13 protein-coding genes are annotated in these 15,514 nt (G+C 58.6%); 7 read left to right on the top strand and 6 right to left on the bottom strand.

From position 1 onward, the window contains the following. Window positions 1-114: 114 nt before the first annotated feature. Window positions 115-2,133 carry a DNA helicase Rep gene (gene rep, locus FIV08_RS01775; RefSeq protein ID WP_072678677.1) on the bottom strand — a complete coding sequence of 673 codons (2,019 nt, stop codon included), beginning with the start codon at window positions 2,131-2,133 and terminating at the stop codon, window positions 115-117. 144 nt (window positions 2,134-2,277) lie between these two features. Between rep and FIV08_RS01780 the strand changes: the two genes are divergently transcribed. From FIV08_RS01780 to rmf, 4 genes are all read left to right on the top strand, one after another. Next, window positions 2,278-4,011 (top strand): EAL domain-containing protein, encoded by a 1,734-nt coding sequence (locus FIV08_RS01780; RefSeq protein ID WP_152437163.1) that lies wholly within the window; start codon window positions 2,278-2,280, stop codon window positions 4,009-4,011. 52 nt (window positions 4,012-4,063) lie between these two features. After that, window positions 4,064-6,394, top strand: a complete 2,331-nt coding sequence (locus FIV08_RS01785) for a Tex family protein (protein ID WP_152437164.1) — start codon at window positions 4,064-4,066, stop codon at window positions 6,392-6,394. 65 nt (window positions 6,395-6,459) lie between these two features. Next, entirely contained in the window at window positions 6,460-8,016 is a 1,557-nt protein-coding gene (gene gshA, locus FIV08_RS01790; protein ID WP_152437165.1) for a glutamate--cysteine ligase, read from the top strand. Window positions 8,017-8,129: 113 nt separating this feature from the next. Further along, on the top strand, window positions 8,130-8,342 hold the full coding sequence (rmf, locus tag FIV08_RS01795) for a ribosome modulation factor (protein WP_058091935.1): 213 nt from the start codon (window positions 8,130-8,132) through the stop codon (window positions 8,340-8,342). A gap of 1 nt (window position 8,343) precedes the next feature. Here rmf and FIV08_RS01800 read toward each other — a convergent pair whose 3' ends face one another. Next, on the bottom strand, window positions 8,344-8,769 hold the full coding sequence (locus FIV08_RS01800; RefSeq protein WP_152437166.1) for a flagellar basal body-associated FliL family protein: 426 nt from the start codon (window positions 8,767-8,769) through the stop codon (window positions 8,344-8,346). A 67-nt stretch (window positions 8,770-8,836) separates the two neighbouring features. Here FIV08_RS01800 and FIV08_RS01805 point away from each other — a divergent pair, with 67 nt between their 5' ends. Continuing rightward, the gene (locus FIV08_RS01805; RefSeq protein ID WP_152437167.1) at window positions 8,837-9,343 is read left to right on the top strand and encodes a disulfide bond formation protein B; all 507 of its coding nucleotides are present in this window, start codon (window positions 8,837-8,839) and stop codon (window positions 9,341-9,343) included. Between the two features lie 105 nt (window positions 9,344-9,448). Beyond that, the gene (locus FIV08_RS01810; protein ID WP_061333460.1) at window positions 9,449-9,928 is read left to right on the top strand and encodes an Rsd/AlgQ family anti-sigma factor; all 480 of its coding nucleotides are present in this window, start codon (window positions 9,449-9,451) and stop codon (window positions 9,926-9,928) included. 72 nt (window positions 9,929-10,000) lie between these two features. Here FIV08_RS01810 and FIV08_RS01815 read toward each other — a convergent pair whose 3' ends face one another. The 3 genes from FIV08_RS01815 to FIV08_RS01825 all read right to left on the bottom strand — a co-directional run bounded on the left by FIV08_RS01815 (window position 10,001) and on the right by FIV08_RS01825 (window position 11,751). Continuing rightward, complete coding sequence (locus tag FIV08_RS01815; protein WP_152437168.1) at window positions 10,001-10,714, bottom strand: FKBP-type peptidyl-prolyl cis-trans isomerase; 714 nt, start codon at window positions 10,712-10,714, stop codon at window positions 10,001-10,003. Between the two features lie 123 nt (window positions 10,715-10,837). Next, window positions 10,838-11,221, bottom strand: coding sequence for a DUF4124 domain-containing protein (locus FIV08_RS01820; RefSeq protein ID WP_152437169.1), 384 nt, complete (start codon window positions 11,219-11,221; stop codon window positions 10,838-10,840). Continuing rightward, entirely contained in the window at window positions 11,218-11,751 is a 534-nt protein-coding gene (locus FIV08_RS01825; RefSeq protein WP_152437170.1) for a DUF2390 domain-containing protein, read from the bottom strand. Before FIV08_RS01825 ends, FIV08_RS01820 begins: the two co-directional genes overlap by 4 nt. A 44-nt stretch (window positions 11,752-11,795) precedes the next feature. On the opposite strand from FIV08_RS01825, the gene FIV08_RS01830 reads away from it, so the two are divergent. After that, window positions 11,796-13,742 (top strand): ATP-binding cassette domain-containing protein, encoded by a 1,947-nt coding sequence (locus tag FIV08_RS01830; protein ID WP_152437171.1) that lies wholly within the window; start codon window positions 11,796-11,798, stop codon window positions 13,740-13,742. Window positions 13,743-13,755: 13 nt separating this feature from the next. On the opposite strand, the gene ppx is transcribed toward FIV08_RS01830, so the two are convergent. After that, window positions 13,756-15,282, bottom strand: a complete 1,527-nt coding sequence (gene ppx, locus FIV08_RS01835) for an exopolyphosphatase (RefSeq protein ID WP_152437172.1) — start codon at window positions 15,280-15,282, stop codon at window positions 13,756-13,758. Between the last annotated feature and the right edge of the window lie 232 nt (window positions 15,283-15,514).

Consider the following 15,514-nt stretch of genomic DNA (forward strand, 5'->3'; position numbering starts at 1 on the left):
CGTATGCTCCCTTGTCTTGTATTTGTTTGGCATGCGGTGGTCTATGCGACCACGATCTGTATATACGAAGGGGAGCGAAAAAAGTTTCAAAAGATGTAATATTGTCTGACAGTGTTACTCGCGGAGGTCGCCCAGCAGGGCGCTCAGGGTTGCCTTGCCTTTCTTCTGGTTGACCTCTTTGTCCTGGTCCCCGAGACCTTCCCAGCGAACATCGTCTTCCGGCAGCTCGTCCAGAAACCGGCTGGGAATGGTTTCCAGTTTCTCGCCGTACTGTTTGCGTGAGGCGGCATAGGTCAGTGCCAGGGTTTCCCGGGCCCGGGTGATACCCACATACATCAGGCGACGCTCTTCTTCGATGTTGCCCTCCTCAATGCTGGTACGGTGCGGCAGGATTTCCTCTTCCAGGCCCATGATGAAAACATGGGGGAACTCCAGGCCCTTGGAGGCGTGCAGGGTAAGCAATTGCACCTTGTCGCTGTCGTCTTCCTCCTCCCGCTGTTCCATCATGTCGCGCAGAATGAGTTTGGCGATGGCATCTTCTATGCCCAGTTCATCGGCGGTCCCCTTGCCGTCGTCCAGCATGCGTTGGATCGATTCCACCAGGTACCAGATGTTCTCCATTCGCCGTTCGGCCTGCTTCGGGCTGCCGGAATGCTGGTGTAGCCATTCCTCGTATTCAATGTCGGTGAACAGCTGCTTGATCACCGGTATCGGATCTTCCGAAAACAGCCGTTCGCAGGTTTTGTCCACCCAGTGGGCAAAGCGGCGCAGCCGGTCCAGGCCTTTCTCGGTGACATGGGTTTCCGCGCCCATATCGCCCAGTGCCTTGAACAGGCTGACGTTGCGAGCGCGGGCGTAGTGGCTCAGCTGTTCCAGGGTGCGCGGGCCAATCTCCCGGCGAGGCACGTTCACCACCCGCAGGAAGGCGGCATCGTCATCCGGGTTGATCATCAGGCGCAGGTACGACATCGCATCCTTGATCTCGTTCTTGGAGAAGAACGACTGTCCTCCGGAAATCCGGTAGGGTATCTGATACGCCTGCAGTTTCATTTCCAGTAACCGGGCCTGGTGGTTGCCCCGGTAGAGCACGGCAAAGTCTTTGAAGTCGAGCCCGTTCTTCAGTTTCTGGTCCAGGATCTCCGTGGCCACCCGTTCGGTTTCCGCGTCTTCGTTACGGCAACGGATGATGCGGATTTCCTCGCCAATCGTGTGGTCACTCCACAGGGCCTTCTCGAATACGTGGGGGTTGTTGGCAATTACCGTGTTGGCGCTGCGCAGAATCCGGCCGGTGGAGCGGTAGTTCTGCTCCAGCTTGACGATCTTCAGGCTGGGAAAGTCTTCTTTGAGTTGTGCCAGGTTTTCCGGCCGAGCACCACGCCAAGCGTAGATGGACTGGTCGTCGTCGCCCACCACGGTAAACGCTGCCCGCTCTGCGACCAGTTGTTTGACCAGTTCATACTGGCACACGTTGGTGTCCTGATATTCATCCACCAGCATGTAACGGATTTTCCGGCGCCATTTGGCCAGCACGTCCGGGGTGTCCCGGAACAACTGCACCGGCAGCAGGATCAGGTCGTCAAAATCCACCGCGTTGTAGGCTTTCAAATACTCGTTGTAGTGCTTGTAGACAATGGCGATGCGCTGCTCACGCTCGTCAGCCGCCTTGCTGTAGGCTTCCGACGGACTGCGCATGGCGTTCTTCCAGGACGAGATGGTCATCTGTACATCGTTCAGCTCGTCGCCGGCCTCGGCGCTGGCCTCCCGCATCATCAGGTCCTGCAGCAGAGCTTTGGCATCTTCGGCATCGAAGATCGAGAAACCGGGGTGGTAGCCTAAATGAGCGTGTTCCTCCCGAATGATGTTCAGTCCCAGGTTATGAAAAGTGGACACGATCAGCCCCCGGGCCTTACCCCGGTCAACAATCCGGCTGACCCGTTCCTTCATTTCCCGGGCAGCCTTGTTGGTGAACGTCACTGCGGCAATATGTCGCCCGGGAATACCCAGTTCCTCAATCAGATAGGCAATCTTGCGGGTGATCACACTGGTTTTGCCACTACCCGCCCCGGCCAGCACCAGCAGCGGGCCTTCGGCGTAGCGAACCGCTTCGCGTTGTCTCGGGTTGAGCTTGTTCACAATGTAGAGACCAAATAGGGAACCATGGGGAGGTATTTAGCGTGGGGCTATTCTACACCAGCCAGACTTTCTGTACCTTGACGATCTATCAGCTATGCTTCCTAGAATGGACTCTGCTGTTGGCCGACACATGGATTTTGCTCGATGACACTGTCTCTGGACACCAGACCTGATCGTCTACGCCTGCTGGTGCTGACCCCGGAATACGCGGATTTTCTGTGGTTATCCGCGCTGCTGGACGACGATCCGGAAATCAGTCCGGACGCCATATGGTGCCCGGACCTGGTGGATTGTGATGATCTTATCCGCAACGCCAGTTTCGATGTCATTGTCTGGGACTGCATTTTTCACGGTGGTGACGAACAGGCCTTTCTGCAGTATCTGTCCGTATCCAGTGAAGACAAACCGGTGCTAGCGCTGAGCGCGGAACCCTGTAACGAGCGTGCAGGAGAGCTGCTGCGTGACGGTGCATCCGATTATCTGTGCCGGCAGACTCTGGATCGTTGGAGCTTCCGTCGGGCGGTGAAGTATCTCTGGTATCGGGTGCAGCTGTCCGAGTCGGCCCACGGCCAGTTAGGCCGTGAGGTGGCAACCGGGTTTATCAATAGGGACCTGTTCTTCGATCGCCTGCAGCAGGCCCTGTTGCGGGCGGAGAGAGCTGGCCACCGGCTGGCACTACTGCACCTCAATGTCGATGATTTTCGCAGTATCAACGAATCCTTCGGTTATCAGAAAAGCGACCAGTTAATGTTCCGGCTAGCGGAGCGGCTGCGCCAGAAGATGCGCCGGGTGGATTCGCTGATGCGCATCGGCGGCGACGAGTTGGCGATTATTATCGAGAAGGTGGAAGACTCGCTCGATATTACCCAGATTATCCGTAAGGTGGTGGTTGCACTGGATGAGCCGCTGACGGTTGACGGCCAGATGATTGTGGTCAGCGCCAGCCTGGGCGTGGCCACCTATCCCGAGGCGGGCGACAGCCCCGAAGAACTGCTGAGGCGGGCCAACCGGGCCATGTTCGAGGCCAAACGGGACCCCGGTACCAGTTATCGGTTCTATGACCGGCAGTTACATATTTCTGCTGGCTACCAGCTCCGGCTGGAAGCGGATTTGCGCAACGCTTTACGCGGTAAAGAGCTGGAGCTCTACTATCAACCAAGAATCGATCTGGCGACCGAAGAGGTTCGTGGCGTCGAGTGTCTGCTGCGCTGGAATCATCCTAAACGAGGCCTGGTGGGGCCCGACGAGTTCATACCGGTGGCGGAGCGCAGTGGCCTGATTGTACCCATTGGTTACTGGGTTATAGAGCAGGCCTGCAAGCGCCTGCAGGAAAGCGCCGAAATGGGCTTTCCCGGCCTGGTGTTTGCGGTCAATCTGTCGTTCCGCCAGTTCCACGACCGCAAGATGACCGAAACCATTTTCCGAATCATCTTCAACGCCAATGTCGACACCAGCCTGCTGGAGCTGGAACTGACCGAAAGCGCCATGATGCACGATCCGGATTACGCCCAGCGATGCCTGCGGGAACTCAATCAGCTAGGCATCAGCTTTGCCCTGGATGACTTCGGTACCGGTTTTTCATCCCTGAGCAATCTGCAACACCTGCCCATTTCCCTGGTGAAAATAGACAAATCCTTCGTCCAGGAACTGGGGCAGTCGGCGGATGCCGAGCACATCATCCGGGCCATCATCAGCCTGGCCCACAGCCTGCAGATCAGCGTGGTGGCGGAGGGTGTTGAAACCGAAAGCCAGCTGGAATTCCTGCGCCAGCAGCACTGTGATGAGATCCAGGGCTATTACTTTGCCCGCCCCATGCCCTGGAATGACCTTGTACAATTCCTGAACCACCGTAACCAGTCCGCTTGCCTGCAGCAGTAAGCCGCTGTACCTTTGCGCATTAATTCCGAACGCGATAATACACAGAGGTTGCATGAACAGTATCTCCCGGCGCATTGCCGACGAACTCGGCGTACGCGAGCAACAGGTTAATGCCACCGTTGCCTTGCTGGATGAAGGGGCCACCGTTCCGTTTATTGCCCGTTACCGGAAAGAGGTAACCGGCTCGCTGGATGACAACCAGCTGCGAACCCTGGAAGAGCGTCTTCGTTACCTGCGCGAGCTGGAAGACCGCCGCGGCACCATCCTCAACAGCATTGATGAGCAGGGCAAGCTTACCGATGAGCTGCGCGCAGCCATCCAGGAGGCAGACACCAAGAACCGCCTGGAAGATCTGTATCTGCCCTACAAGCCCAAGCGCCGCACCAAGGCCCAGATTGCCCGTGAAGCCGGGCTGGAGCCCTTGGCTGACGCCCTGTTTGGCGACCCTACGCTGGACCCGGAAGCCACCGCCGCCGGTTACCTGAACCCGGAAGCTGGCGTGGAAGACACCAAAGCCGCGCTGGAAGGCGCCCGCCACATTCTTATGGAGCGGTTTGCCGAAGACGCCGAGTTGCTGGGTTCGCTGCGTGACTTCATCTGGCAGGAAGGTCAGTTGAAAGTCACCGTAGTGGACGGCAAGGAGAACGAAGGCGCCAAGTTCCGGGATTATTTCGATCACGTGGAACCCCTGAAAAAGGTACCGTCACACCGGGCTCTGGCCATTCTGCGCGGACGTAACGAAGGCATACTGACTTACTCGCTGGTGGTGGGGGATGTCGAAGATGATCGCCGCCAGCCCCATCCTGCCGAGCAGAGGATAGCCGCGCGCTGGGGTATTCGGGATAACGGCCGGGCCGCCGACAAATGGCTGTCGGAAGTGGTGCGCTGGACCTGGCGGGTGAAGCTCTCTACCCAGATTGAAACCGACCTGATGTCTCAGGTAAGAGAAGCTGCTGAGGCCGAAGCCATCAACGTGTTTGCCGCCAACCTCAAAGACCTGTTGTTGCTGGCCCCGGCCGGCCCCCGGCCAACCCTGGGCCTGGACCCCGGCTTGCGTACCGGCGTGAAAGTCGCGGTGATCGATGGCACCGGCCAGGTGGTGGACCACGGGGCCATCTTCCCCCATGCGCCCCAGAACAAATGGGAGCCCTCCATTGCTCAACTGGCGGCCTGGTGCCAGAAATACCAGATTGAGCTGGTCGCCATCGGCAACGGCACCGCGTCCCGGGAAACCGAGAAGCTGGTGGGCGACCTGTGCAAACGCTATCCGGAGCTGAAGCTGGCCCGTATTGTGGTGAACGAATCCGGTGCGTCCATCTACTCCGCCTCGGAATTTGCCTCAAAGGAGCTGCCGGACCTGGACGTTACCATCCGTGGTGCGGTGTCCATCGCCCGCCGCCTGCAGGACCCGCTGGCGGAACTGGTAAAGATCGAACCCAAGTCCATTGGGGTTGGCCAGTACCAGCATGACGTTTCCCAGGTGCAGCTGTCCCGTAGCCTGGATGCGGTGGTTGAAGACTGTGTAAACGGCGTTGGTGTCGACCTGAATACGGCTTCCGTGCCTCTGCTTACCCGGGTATCCGGCCTGAACCCGAGCATTGCCCAGAATATCGTCGATTTCCGCAACCAGAACGGCAAGTTTGTCAGTCGCAAGCAGCTGTTGAAGGTCTCCCGCCTGGGTGAGCGCACCTTTGAGCAGGCGGCTGGCTTCCTGCGTATTGCTGGCGGCGACAACCCACTGGACCGTTCCTCGGTGCACCCGGAAGCCTACGGTGTGGTTGAGGCCATCGCGAAGGGTAATGGTCGCAAGGTGGAAGACATCATTGGCGACTCGGCGTTTCTGCGCAGCCTGAACCCTCAGGACTATGTTACTGAACAGTTTGGCCTGCCAACCATCAAAGACATCATCTCCGAACTGGAAAAGCCGGGCCGCGACCCGCGCCCCGAGTTCCGCTTTGCCAACTTCGAGGAAGGGGTGGAAACCCTGAATGACCTGAAACCAGGCATGGTGCTGGAAGGTTCGGTAACCAACGTCACCAATTTCGGCGCTTTTGTTGACATCGGCGTGCATCAGGACGGCCTGGTACACATCTCCGCCCTGTCTCATACTTTCGTAAAAGACCCGCGCGAAGTGGTCAAGGCCGGTGATATTGTTAAGGTCAAAGTAATGGAAGTGGACATTCCCCGTAAACGCATCGGGCTGTCCATGCGTATGGATGACCAGCCCGGTGCCGAGACCCAGGCCAAGCCAGCCCGGGGCGCCGACCGCAACGCAGGTCGCTCCGGTGGTCGCAAACCCCAGGGTGGTCAGGGCCAGGCGCAGGGCGCCATGGCGGGTGCGTTGGCGCAGGCGCTGGCCTCTGCCCGCAAGAACGGTCGTTAAATCACCTTATCGATTCAACGCGATTGCTCCTCACGAGGGGGCAATCGCGCCAACAGGAGCTCACCATGGCTGAATCCCGCCACTCCCTGTTTCACCAGTTTGCGGCCAGCGATTGGGACGGTTTTCTCAAAGGGGTCGAAAAAGAAGGCCTTCGCGTGGATGCCAATGGTTTCATTGCCCAGACACCGCACCCGGAGGCGCTGGGCTCGGCCCTGACCCATCCACGGATCACCACCGATTATTCCGAAGCCTTGCTGGAGCTGATCACCCCGGTTTTCAGCTCCACTGAGGCCATGCTGGCATCGCTGCGAGACACCCACCGGTTTGTTCAGCAGAATCTCGGTGACGAAGTGTTCTGGGCGGCCAGCATGCCCTGTGAGATTGATGGCGATCAGAGCATTCCCATCGCTGAATATGGCCGCTCCAACATTGGTCAGCTCAAGCATGTCTATCGGCAGGGGTTGGCTGTGCGTTACGGTCGCATCATGCAGAGTATTGCCGGGGCCCACTACAACCTGTCGTTACCCGACAGTTTCTGGAATAAATGGCAGCAACTGACCGGTAATCAGGATGCCCTGAAGGATTTCAAATCCGACCAGTATTTCTGGTTGATCCGCAATTTCCGCCGCCGAAGCTGGCTGTTAATGCTGTTGTTCGGTGCATCCCCAGCCCTGGACGCCAGTTTCGTTGCCGGCGTGAAGCATGACCTAAGCCGGTTTGACGAGAGAACCTGGTATGGCAAACACGCTACGTCGCTGAGGATGGGTGATCTGGGTTACCACAACAATGCCCAGGCCTCTCTCAACATCTGTTTCAACGAGCTGGACACTTACACCCGTACCCTGGATCAGGCTATCCATACCAATTGGCCGGCCTATGAAGCCATTGGCACCCGTCGTAACGACGAGTTTATTCAGATCAACACCAGCGTGTTGCAGATTGAGAACGAGTATTACAGCGCCGTTCGTCCCAAACGCACCACCGAGCGTGCTGAGAAGCCTATCCAGGCGCTGGATGCCCGTGGAGTGGAATACATCGAGGTACGTTGCCTGGATCTGGACCCATTCTCGCCGGTAGGGGTCAACCGGGCGCAGATCGATTTTCTGGATCTGTTCCTGCTTGACTGCCTGCTGACCGATTCTCCCCGAATCGGAGATGACGAATGTCAGCGGCTGGATGACAACTACAAAGATGTGGTGGCATCAGGCCGCTGGCAGGAGCTGGGGGTGTGCCAGGGTGGCCAGCGGGTGCCGGTGGGTAATGCTGCCCGTGAGTTGCTGAATCGCTTGCAGCCGCTGGCGGAGTTGCTGGACAGCTGGGGTCAGGACGAGACCTACCGTTCAGCCCTGGCTGCCCAGCGTGAAAAGTTGCAGGGGCAGGAATGGTCTGTGCCATCGGCCCGCGTACTGGCGTCGATGGAAGCCTCCGGGCTGGGTCACCGGGACTGGGTGCTGGCGTTGTCCCGGCAGCACCAGGAAACCCTCAGAAACGAAGCACTGGCTCCGGACGTGCTGGCGGATTACCAGCGCATGTCACGGGAATCCCTGGCCGAACAGGAAGCCCAGGAACAGTCGGATAACCTTCCGTTTGCCACCTTCCTGGAACAGTATCTGCGCTCGTGAGCCGTGGTTGAGTCACAACCCGAAAGGGACGTGACGCACAGAAACCACAGAAGGGTTTGCCGGCTTCGTTACCTGCTGTTACTTTTGTTTACAACAGGTAAGGAGACGGCGCCATGGCAAGAGATATCAAGCTCGGATGGGATGTGGAAGCCCTCAACAAGGCGTATCGCCAGGGGTACATGGCGGGCTCCATGGGCATGGACAAAAACCGCTGCCCGTATCGGGGTGAGGTGATCATCGCCGCCTGGGAAGCGGGTTGGGATGATGCCGGCCAGGTGGCTGCGGAGCAGCCCTCCAGCGACGACCTGTTCTCCCGAATCGCCTGACCTACCGTTGCACCACGAATTCCGTAAACAACACGCCGGTGATGCGCTCACCGGTTTTCTGTTCTTCCAGGGCGGTATTGATCCGCTGTGCGGCTTCCCCTCTTAACGCTTGCTGGCCCTGCTGAGTAGTGAGCTGGTCAACGTCCGTCTGCTCACCGAACAGCATCACCAGTTCGTGCCGCAATCGCGGCATATGGGCCTGTACGGCGGCTCTTGTTGTCTCCTGCGAGGCACGAAGGGTTACCGATGCCTTCAGGTAAATGACCTTGTTGCCGGGTTCGCCCACATGGGTCACAAATGCCGGCTCCATGGCGATGTAGTCGGTTACCCCCCGTTCCTCTGTCTCCTCCTCGGCCATGGCCGGCCAGGCGATCAGGGAAGCGATAGCGAGTAACAGCGTTAGGACGTATTTTCGGTGAAAGGTCATAGGCGCAATGTTCTTCATGGGTTAGGATTGGCAGCATCAGCTTACATGATGATTCCGGGGTGTTGATTTGACAAGCAGATGGGTGTTCGGCGTCGTTTTTCTTCTGTGCGCAGCTCTGTTGGCCGTGGCCTTTTACATGGAGCACGTCATGGGCCTGGAGCCTTGCCCGTTGTGCTGGTTGCAGCGTTTTGGCTTTATGGGCGCAGGGCTGGTAGCCCTGTTTGCGTTTCTCCATGGTCCTGCCGGTTTTGGTAACCGGGTGTATGGCTTTTTTCTGGTGCTGACCGCCGGCACCGGGCTGGGCATTGCTGGTCGGCAGCTGTGGCTGCAAAGCCTGCCGGAAGATCAGGTACCCGCCTGTGGGCCGTCGGTGGACTACATGCTTGAGGTGTTGCCCTGGTTTGAGGTGCTGCAGACGGCCCTGAAAGGCACCGGTGATTGCGCCGAAGTGGTCTGGCGCTTTCTCGGGTTGAGCATTCCTGGCTGGACAGCTGTGTTCTTCAGCTTGTTGGTGCTGGTTGGCCTGGTGATGATGTTCCGCCGGTATCGGCCGAAAAACTGGTTGCAGGGCTGAAACGGTTGCGGGCCACCATGGCCTTGGGGTAACTTGATTCAGTCATGACGACAATCAAGTGAACGGCCATTTATCAGGCAGACTGACTGAGGGGAGACAGACGTCATGTTGGAGAACTGCAGAAACGCCAGGGAGCGTTGGGGCGGAGTCAGCGAGCTGATCGACCGTTGGCTGAAAGAGCGCCAGGAGCTGTTGGTGCGCTACTGCGATCTGTCGACCGAGACCGATTTCTCCCAGACCGAGATGCTGCGAGACAAGTTTGTCCGCCTCTGTGAGGTGCTGGTCGACTATGTGTCTGCCGGGCACTTCGAAGTCTACGAACAGTTGATCCAGGAAGCCCGTGAGTTTAACGATGGCGGCCTGGAGTTGGCGGCAAAGGTCTATCCCCGGATTGAGCAGACGACCGGTGTGGCTCTCAATTTCAACGATCGCGTTGATGGTCGACTGCTGACCGAAGACGACGTCAGGGAGCTGTTCTCAGAGTTGTCAAAGCTGGGTGAAGTGCTGGAAAGCCGGTTCGAGATGGAAGATTTCCTGATCGAGCATTTGCATAATGCCCATGCCGGAAAAATGGCCTCTGCCTGACGCCGGCCAGACAAAAGCGCTTTTCAAAAAAAAAACGGCCTGAACTCTCAGGCCGTTTTTTATTACCCGGAGTTATTCGTTTTCCGGGTTGACTGCCAGCAGTTCCACATCAAAAATCAGGGTTTCGTTGGGCCCGATCGCCTGATTGCCACCGGGGCCATAGGCCAGATCGGCAGGAATGTAGAGCTTGTAGCGGGCACCCTCGCTCATCAGTTGCAGGCCTTCGGTCCAGCCTGGAATCACCTGGTTTAGACCAAAGGTAACCGGTTGGCCACGATCACGGGAGCTGTCGAACACATCGCCGTTGATCAGCTCACCGGTGTAGTGTACCTGTACACGGTCTGAAGCTGTCGGGTTGTTGCCGTCGCCTTCCTCGATGACCTCATATTGCAGGCCGGACTCGGTGGTTTCCACGCCTTCCCGTTCAGCGTTCTGGGCCAGGAAGGCTTCCCCGGCTTCCAGGTTCTGGCTGGCCAGTTCGTTGTATTGCTGTTCCTGTTGGCTTTGAAGCTCCTCCTGGTAGGCCATCAGTGCTTCCTGAATTTGCTCCCGGGTCAGGCGCTTGGTCTCCTCGTCACCGGCGTGGCCGTGCTGGATGCCCTGCAGGAACTGATCCATTTGCAGGTCAGGCAGGTCGTTGCTCATGCGCTCACCAAGCACCAGGCCCATGCCGTAGCTGACTTTCTCCGGCGTCGTGTCCAGAGCGGGGTCCTTTGCGGAATCCTGGGCGGTAGAGCAGCCGGCAACCAGGCCGGTCATGGCGATAGCTAACAGGGTTTTCTTCATACTGGTATCCTTTGCGCGTGTAACAGGGCCTGACGGCCCACTTGGATTTGGCAAACAGGAAAGGTAACGGGTTCAGCGGCAGGATGCCACTGAAACTGTGGTAACAGTGTGATGCTGTTGGCGTCAGGTCCCGTTATCCCCGGGGGATGGGGCAAGGGAGAAGGGTGCCCGATAAGGCGAACGCCAGTCGTTGTCATTGTCGGCCCGGCGCTCGTTGCGCAGGTTCTTGCCTGGCCGCTCGATGGCCAGCGCATTCCAGGGGCCCTGGGCCGGTGGTTGGTCGGCATAATGCCAGTTACCTTCGGTATCCTGCCATTTGAAGACAATTTCCGGGCCCTCGGTGGGGATAGGGGCCGGCAGCAAACCTTCAAACGAGGGGATGGCTTCGGGCTTTTCCTCAGCCGCAGGCTCGGAGACCTTGCCCGGGTCCCCCAGGCCAAAGAAAATCAATAACAACAGCAGGCCAAGGGCCGGAAACGATAGCCGAATAAGCCATTTCATCATCATGGCTGTGGTTCTCCTGCCGCAGCAGCCAGGAGGCCTGCCAGCGTGTCCAGTGATATGGGTGCCCGGGTGTCTGCTTCCCGACGCGGTGCTGCAGCCAATAGGTTTTGCTGGATGGCGGCTTTGCGATTGTGCATGTTGCCAGTCTCCGGGTACCTGGGTGTCAGTGTGTGCCAGGCCAGGGCAAGTTCGGTTTGCTCGGCCTGTAGTTCGGCCCGGGCCAGCGCTTCCCGGAGATCACGACAACCAATATGATGCCGGGGAATGGATTTTCTGGCCGAACGAATGCTGCCGGTTACACGGGATCGCCACTCTGTTACCTTAGCGTCCTCAACGCCAGTGAACAGGTGCCCGTTCACCCCCAGCCAGCCGGCACAGAGAATTCGGGTAACGCTCCAGTCACAGGCCTGCAACGTCAGGCAGGCCTCGGCCAGCTCCGGGTTTTGCCAGCAGGCCAGTGCATAACGCCACAGGGGATTATCCGGTTCCATTGTTGCGGGCAGATTCAATGATTCTGTCTGCGGAACGGTCATGGCAGGGCGCTTCCCTGGCTGAAATCCATGGATAAAGACAGTCTATGTTAACGATAACCGATCTCAGTTTACAACGAGGCGGCGTCTGGTTGCTAGAAAACGTCAGCCTGACGGTGCAGCCCGGCCAGAGGGTAGCGATTGTTGGCGCTAATGGTGCCGGAAAATCCAGCCTGTTCCAGCTCTTACTGGGCCATCTGGCGCCGGAGCAGGGCAGTGTGTCGTTGCCAGGGGGCTGCCGTATTGCCCACATGGCGCAGGAGGTTGAGGCCAGCCAGCGATCTGCCCGGGACTTTGTCCTGGATGGCGACTTTGAATTGCGCCGTATGGAGCGTGAGCTGGCCGATGCGGAAGCCCGGGATGATCATCACGCCATTGCCCGCCTGCACGGCGAGCTGGATGTGCACGAAGCCTGGTCTGCGCCGAGAAGAGCCGACTCGTTGCTGCGCGGGTTGGGGTTTGCCGACAGCGATGTCGGCCGGCCAGTATCGGCGTTTTCAGGGGGCTGGCGTATTCGTCTGAATCTGGCCCAGGCCCTGATGAGGCCATCGGACCTCCTGTTGCTGGATGAGCCCACCAACCACCTGGACCTGGACGCCTGTCTGTGGCTTGAGAACTGGCTTCGTCGATATCCTGGCACCCTGCTATTTATCTCCCATGATCGGGATTTCATGGATCGGGTGGCCACACACATGGTGCACTTTGATAACAAAAAGCTGGAACTCTACACCGGCAACTACTCGGCGTTTGAAGTGCAGCGCAGCGAGCGCCTGGCCCAGCAACAATCCAATTACGAGCGCCAGCAGGCCCGTATTGCCGAGATTCAGCGATTCATTGACCGCTTCAAGGCCAAGGCTACCAAGGCCCGCCAGGCCCAGAGCCGGGTCAAGGCCCTGGAGCGCATGGAACGAATCGCGCCAGCCCATGTGGATTCGCCCTTCAGCTTTGAATTTCCGATGGCGGACAAGGTGTCCAACCCGTTGTTGTCCATTCGCAACGGTGTGGCCGGCCATGGCCAGACGGCTATCCTGAATAATATCAACGTCACCTTATTGCCCGGCTCGCGCATTGGTTTGCTCGGCCCCAACGGTGCGGGCAAATCAACCTTTATGGATGCCCTGCGGGGCACCGGTACCCTTCTGTCGGGTGAGCGTACCTGTGGCGAGCACCTGGCCATCGGGTATTTTGCCCAGCACCAGCTGGAAGCCCTGGATCTGGATGCCAGCCCGTTCCTGCATTTGCAGCGGTTGTCGCCCCGTGCGTCCGAGCAATCGGTGCGGAACTTTCTGGGCGGCTTTGATTTCCATGGCGATGAGGCCCTGAGCCCAATTCGCTCGTTCTCCGGGGGTGAGAAAGCCCGGGTCGCCCTGGCGGTGATCGCCTGGCAGAAACCCAACCTGCTGTTGCTGGATGAGCCCACCAACCACCTGGACCTGGAGATGCGCCAGGCCCTGACCATGGCACTGCAGAATTTTGATGGTGCCATTGTGGTGGTGTCCCATGATCGGCACCTGTTACGCAATACCGTAGACGAGTTCTGGCTGGTGTCGGATGGCACAGTCCAGGAATACGACGGCGACCTGGAAGACTATGAACGCTGGCTGGCAGACCGCAGGAAGGATGAGGACGAGCCCCCCAAACGCCAGGTAGCTGAAGATTCAGAGGCTGAAAAGAAGGCGGGCAGTGCCCAGGCGTTGACGGCCGAAGAGCGCAAGGCCAGAAAACGCCAGGAGGCGGAACTTCGCCAGAAGCTGAGCCCGTGGCGGAAAAAACAGGTATCTCTGGAAGCTCGGATGGATCAGCTGCAGCAGCAATTGGCAGGCGTGGAAGCTTCTCTGGGCGACCCTGCGGTGTACGAAGACAGCGGGAAAGTACGCCTGAAGGCGCTGCTGGCGGAGCAGACCGAACTCAAACGGGCCCTGGAGGAGACCGAGGCCGAGTGGCTGGAGGTCAGTGAAACGGTGGAAAACTTGGAAGCCGAACTGGCCGGCTAGTGCCCCGTCTGGTTTACCGGGTGCCGATTTCCAGGGTGAAATCCTGTTTGGACAGGTAATCCCGCTCGTTCTCCAGGTCTGCCAGGGTCAGTGGCCGGTTATCCAGCCAGCCTTCCGGAAACTCCACCACCAGCTTGTTTTCATGGCCATGGAGGACGAATTCGGGAGGCTGCTCCAGATTCCTGGGGTGTTGAATCAATACGGCCAGCCGCAGCAAAACGCACAGGTACCGCAGGCGCGGTTTGTCTTCCGGCTCTATGCCCTCGAACACCGTGGCGGAGAATTTCCGTCGATGGCCACGCACCAGGGTGGCCAGATCTTTCTGGAACTGCTGGGTAAAACCGGGCAAGTCGGAATAACGCAGCAGATATGCGCCGTGTTTGTGGTACTGGCTGTGGGAGATGGTCAGGCCAATCTCGTGCAGCCGGCAGGCCCAGCGCAGTACATCCTCGTCTGCTGACGTATGCAGGCCCCATTGGTCGGCCACTTGCTGCCAGGCAGCGATAGCCGTTTGCTCAACGGCAGCGCCGTGAGCCTGGTCGACGTGGTAGCGCTCCTGCAGCGCGGCAATGGTGCGTTCCCGCACATCCTCGTGCTGGATACGGCCAACGATATCGTACAGCAGCCCCTCCCGGAGAGCCCCATCTGCGAAGGTCATCGCCTGAATATCCAGTGATCGGAATGCCGCCAGCAGGATGGCAAATCCGGCCGGGAAAATGCTTTGCCGATCCTGACGAACGCCCAGGTCTGCCAGTTTTTCAACCTTGCCCATGTCGACAAGCCGTTTACGCAGCTCTTCCATTGCGTCACGGGTGAGGGTGCCATCGGTGATCTTCAGATTGGCCAGCACACTGCAGATCGCCTTGATGGATCCTGAGGAACCGACGGCACTTTGCCAGCCAACCGAGCGGTAGTGCTGGCGGATGTTCAGGAGCTCCTGTTCGGCGTGAGTGATCGCTTTGTCCATCTGCCGCCGGGTAATTTTTCCGTCCGGGAAATAGCGATTGCGAAACGACACACAGCCCATATGCAGGCTTTCCAGCTCCTGGGGCTCAAATCGCTGGCCGATGATGAACTCGGTGCTGCCGCCGCCAATATCGATGACCAGTCGCCTGCCTTCGTCATCGGCCAGAGTGTGGGAAACGCCAAGGTAGATCAGACGGGCTTCTTCCCGTCCCGCGATGATCTCAACCGGGTAACCGAGGACCTCTTCTGCCCGGGCAATGAACTCGGGGGCGTTGCGGGCCACTCTCAAAGCGTTGGTACCGACAATCTGAACGCCCTCGGCAGGCATGCCCTGCAGGCGCTGGGCAAACCGGCTGAGACATTCCAGGGCCCTTTGCTGGGCTTCTTCCGTCAGCCGGTTATAGGGGTCAAGCCCCGCGCCCAGCTGGACCTTTTCGCCCATCTTTTCGACGGTACGAATTTCACCATGGACCAGGCGGGCCACGACCATATGAAAACTGTTGGAGCCCATATCAATGGCTGCCAGCATATCCGGGGAGGGTGCGGTGTTCTCGGCGGGGGATGCGGCCGTCACGTGGGTTGGCGTCCTGTATGGTGTGAACTTGTCGATACAATGGCCGTACTATAAAAGAAAGCGCGGTGCGCTGTCAGTAACGGTCTGCGGTGAATACGGATGCGGATCGTCGCCGACGGAAACAGATCTCGCTTCACATTGAGGTCGGCAATCGCGTAAAGTATTCGTCTAACGAAATCCGGGCAGGCGACATTCCGATGACGGTTTGTACAGCCTGCTACAGTCAACAGCG

Origin of the sequence: Marinobacter sp. THAF197a (assembly GCF_009363275.1) — a bacterium.
In the GTDB taxonomy this organism is placed as follows: Bacteria; Pseudomonadota; Gammaproteobacteria; order Pseudomonadales; family Oleiphilaceae; genus Marinobacter.

Excerpts from the sequence above, each read along its gene's own strand:
- FIV08_RS01800 (WP_152437166.1), bottom strand. The coding sequence starts at position 8,769 with ATGACCTTTCACCGAAAATACGTCCTAACGCTGTTACTCGCTATCGCT.
- FIV08_RS01820 (WP_152437169.1), bottom strand. The coding sequence starts at position 11,221 with ATGATGATGAAATGGCTTATTCGGCTATCGTTTCCGGCCCTTGGCCTG.
- FIV08_RS01810 (WP_061333460.1), top strand. The coding sequence starts at position 9,449 with ATGTTGGAGAACTGCAGAAACGCCAGGGAGCGTTGGGGCGGAGTCAGC.
- rmf (WP_058091935.1), top strand. The coding sequence starts at position 8,130 with ATGGCAAGAGATATCAAGCTCGGATGGGATGTGGAAGCCCTCAACAAG.
- gshA (WP_152437165.1), top strand. The coding sequence starts at position 6,460 with ATGGCTGAATCCCGCCACTCCCTGTTTCACCAGTTTGCGGCCAGCGAT.
- FIV08_RS01825 (WP_152437170.1), bottom strand. The coding sequence starts at position 11,751 with ATGACCGTTCCGCAGACAGAATCATTGAATCTGCCCGCAACAATGGAA.
- FIV08_RS01785 (WP_152437164.1), top strand. The coding sequence starts at position 4,064 with ATGAACAGTATCTCCCGGCGCATTGCCGACGAACTCGGCGTACGCGAG.
- FIV08_RS01815 (WP_152437168.1), bottom strand. The coding sequence starts at position 10,714 with ATGAAGAAAACCCTGTTAGCTATCGCCATGACCGGCCTGGTTGCCGGC.
- FIV08_RS01780 (WP_152437163.1), top strand. The coding sequence starts at position 2,278 with ATGACACTGTCTCTGGACACCAGACCTGATCGTCTACGCCTGCTGGTG.
- FIV08_RS01830 (WP_152437171.1), top strand. The coding sequence starts at position 11,796 with ATGTTAACGATAACCGATCTCAGTTTACAACGAGGCGGCGTCTGGTTG.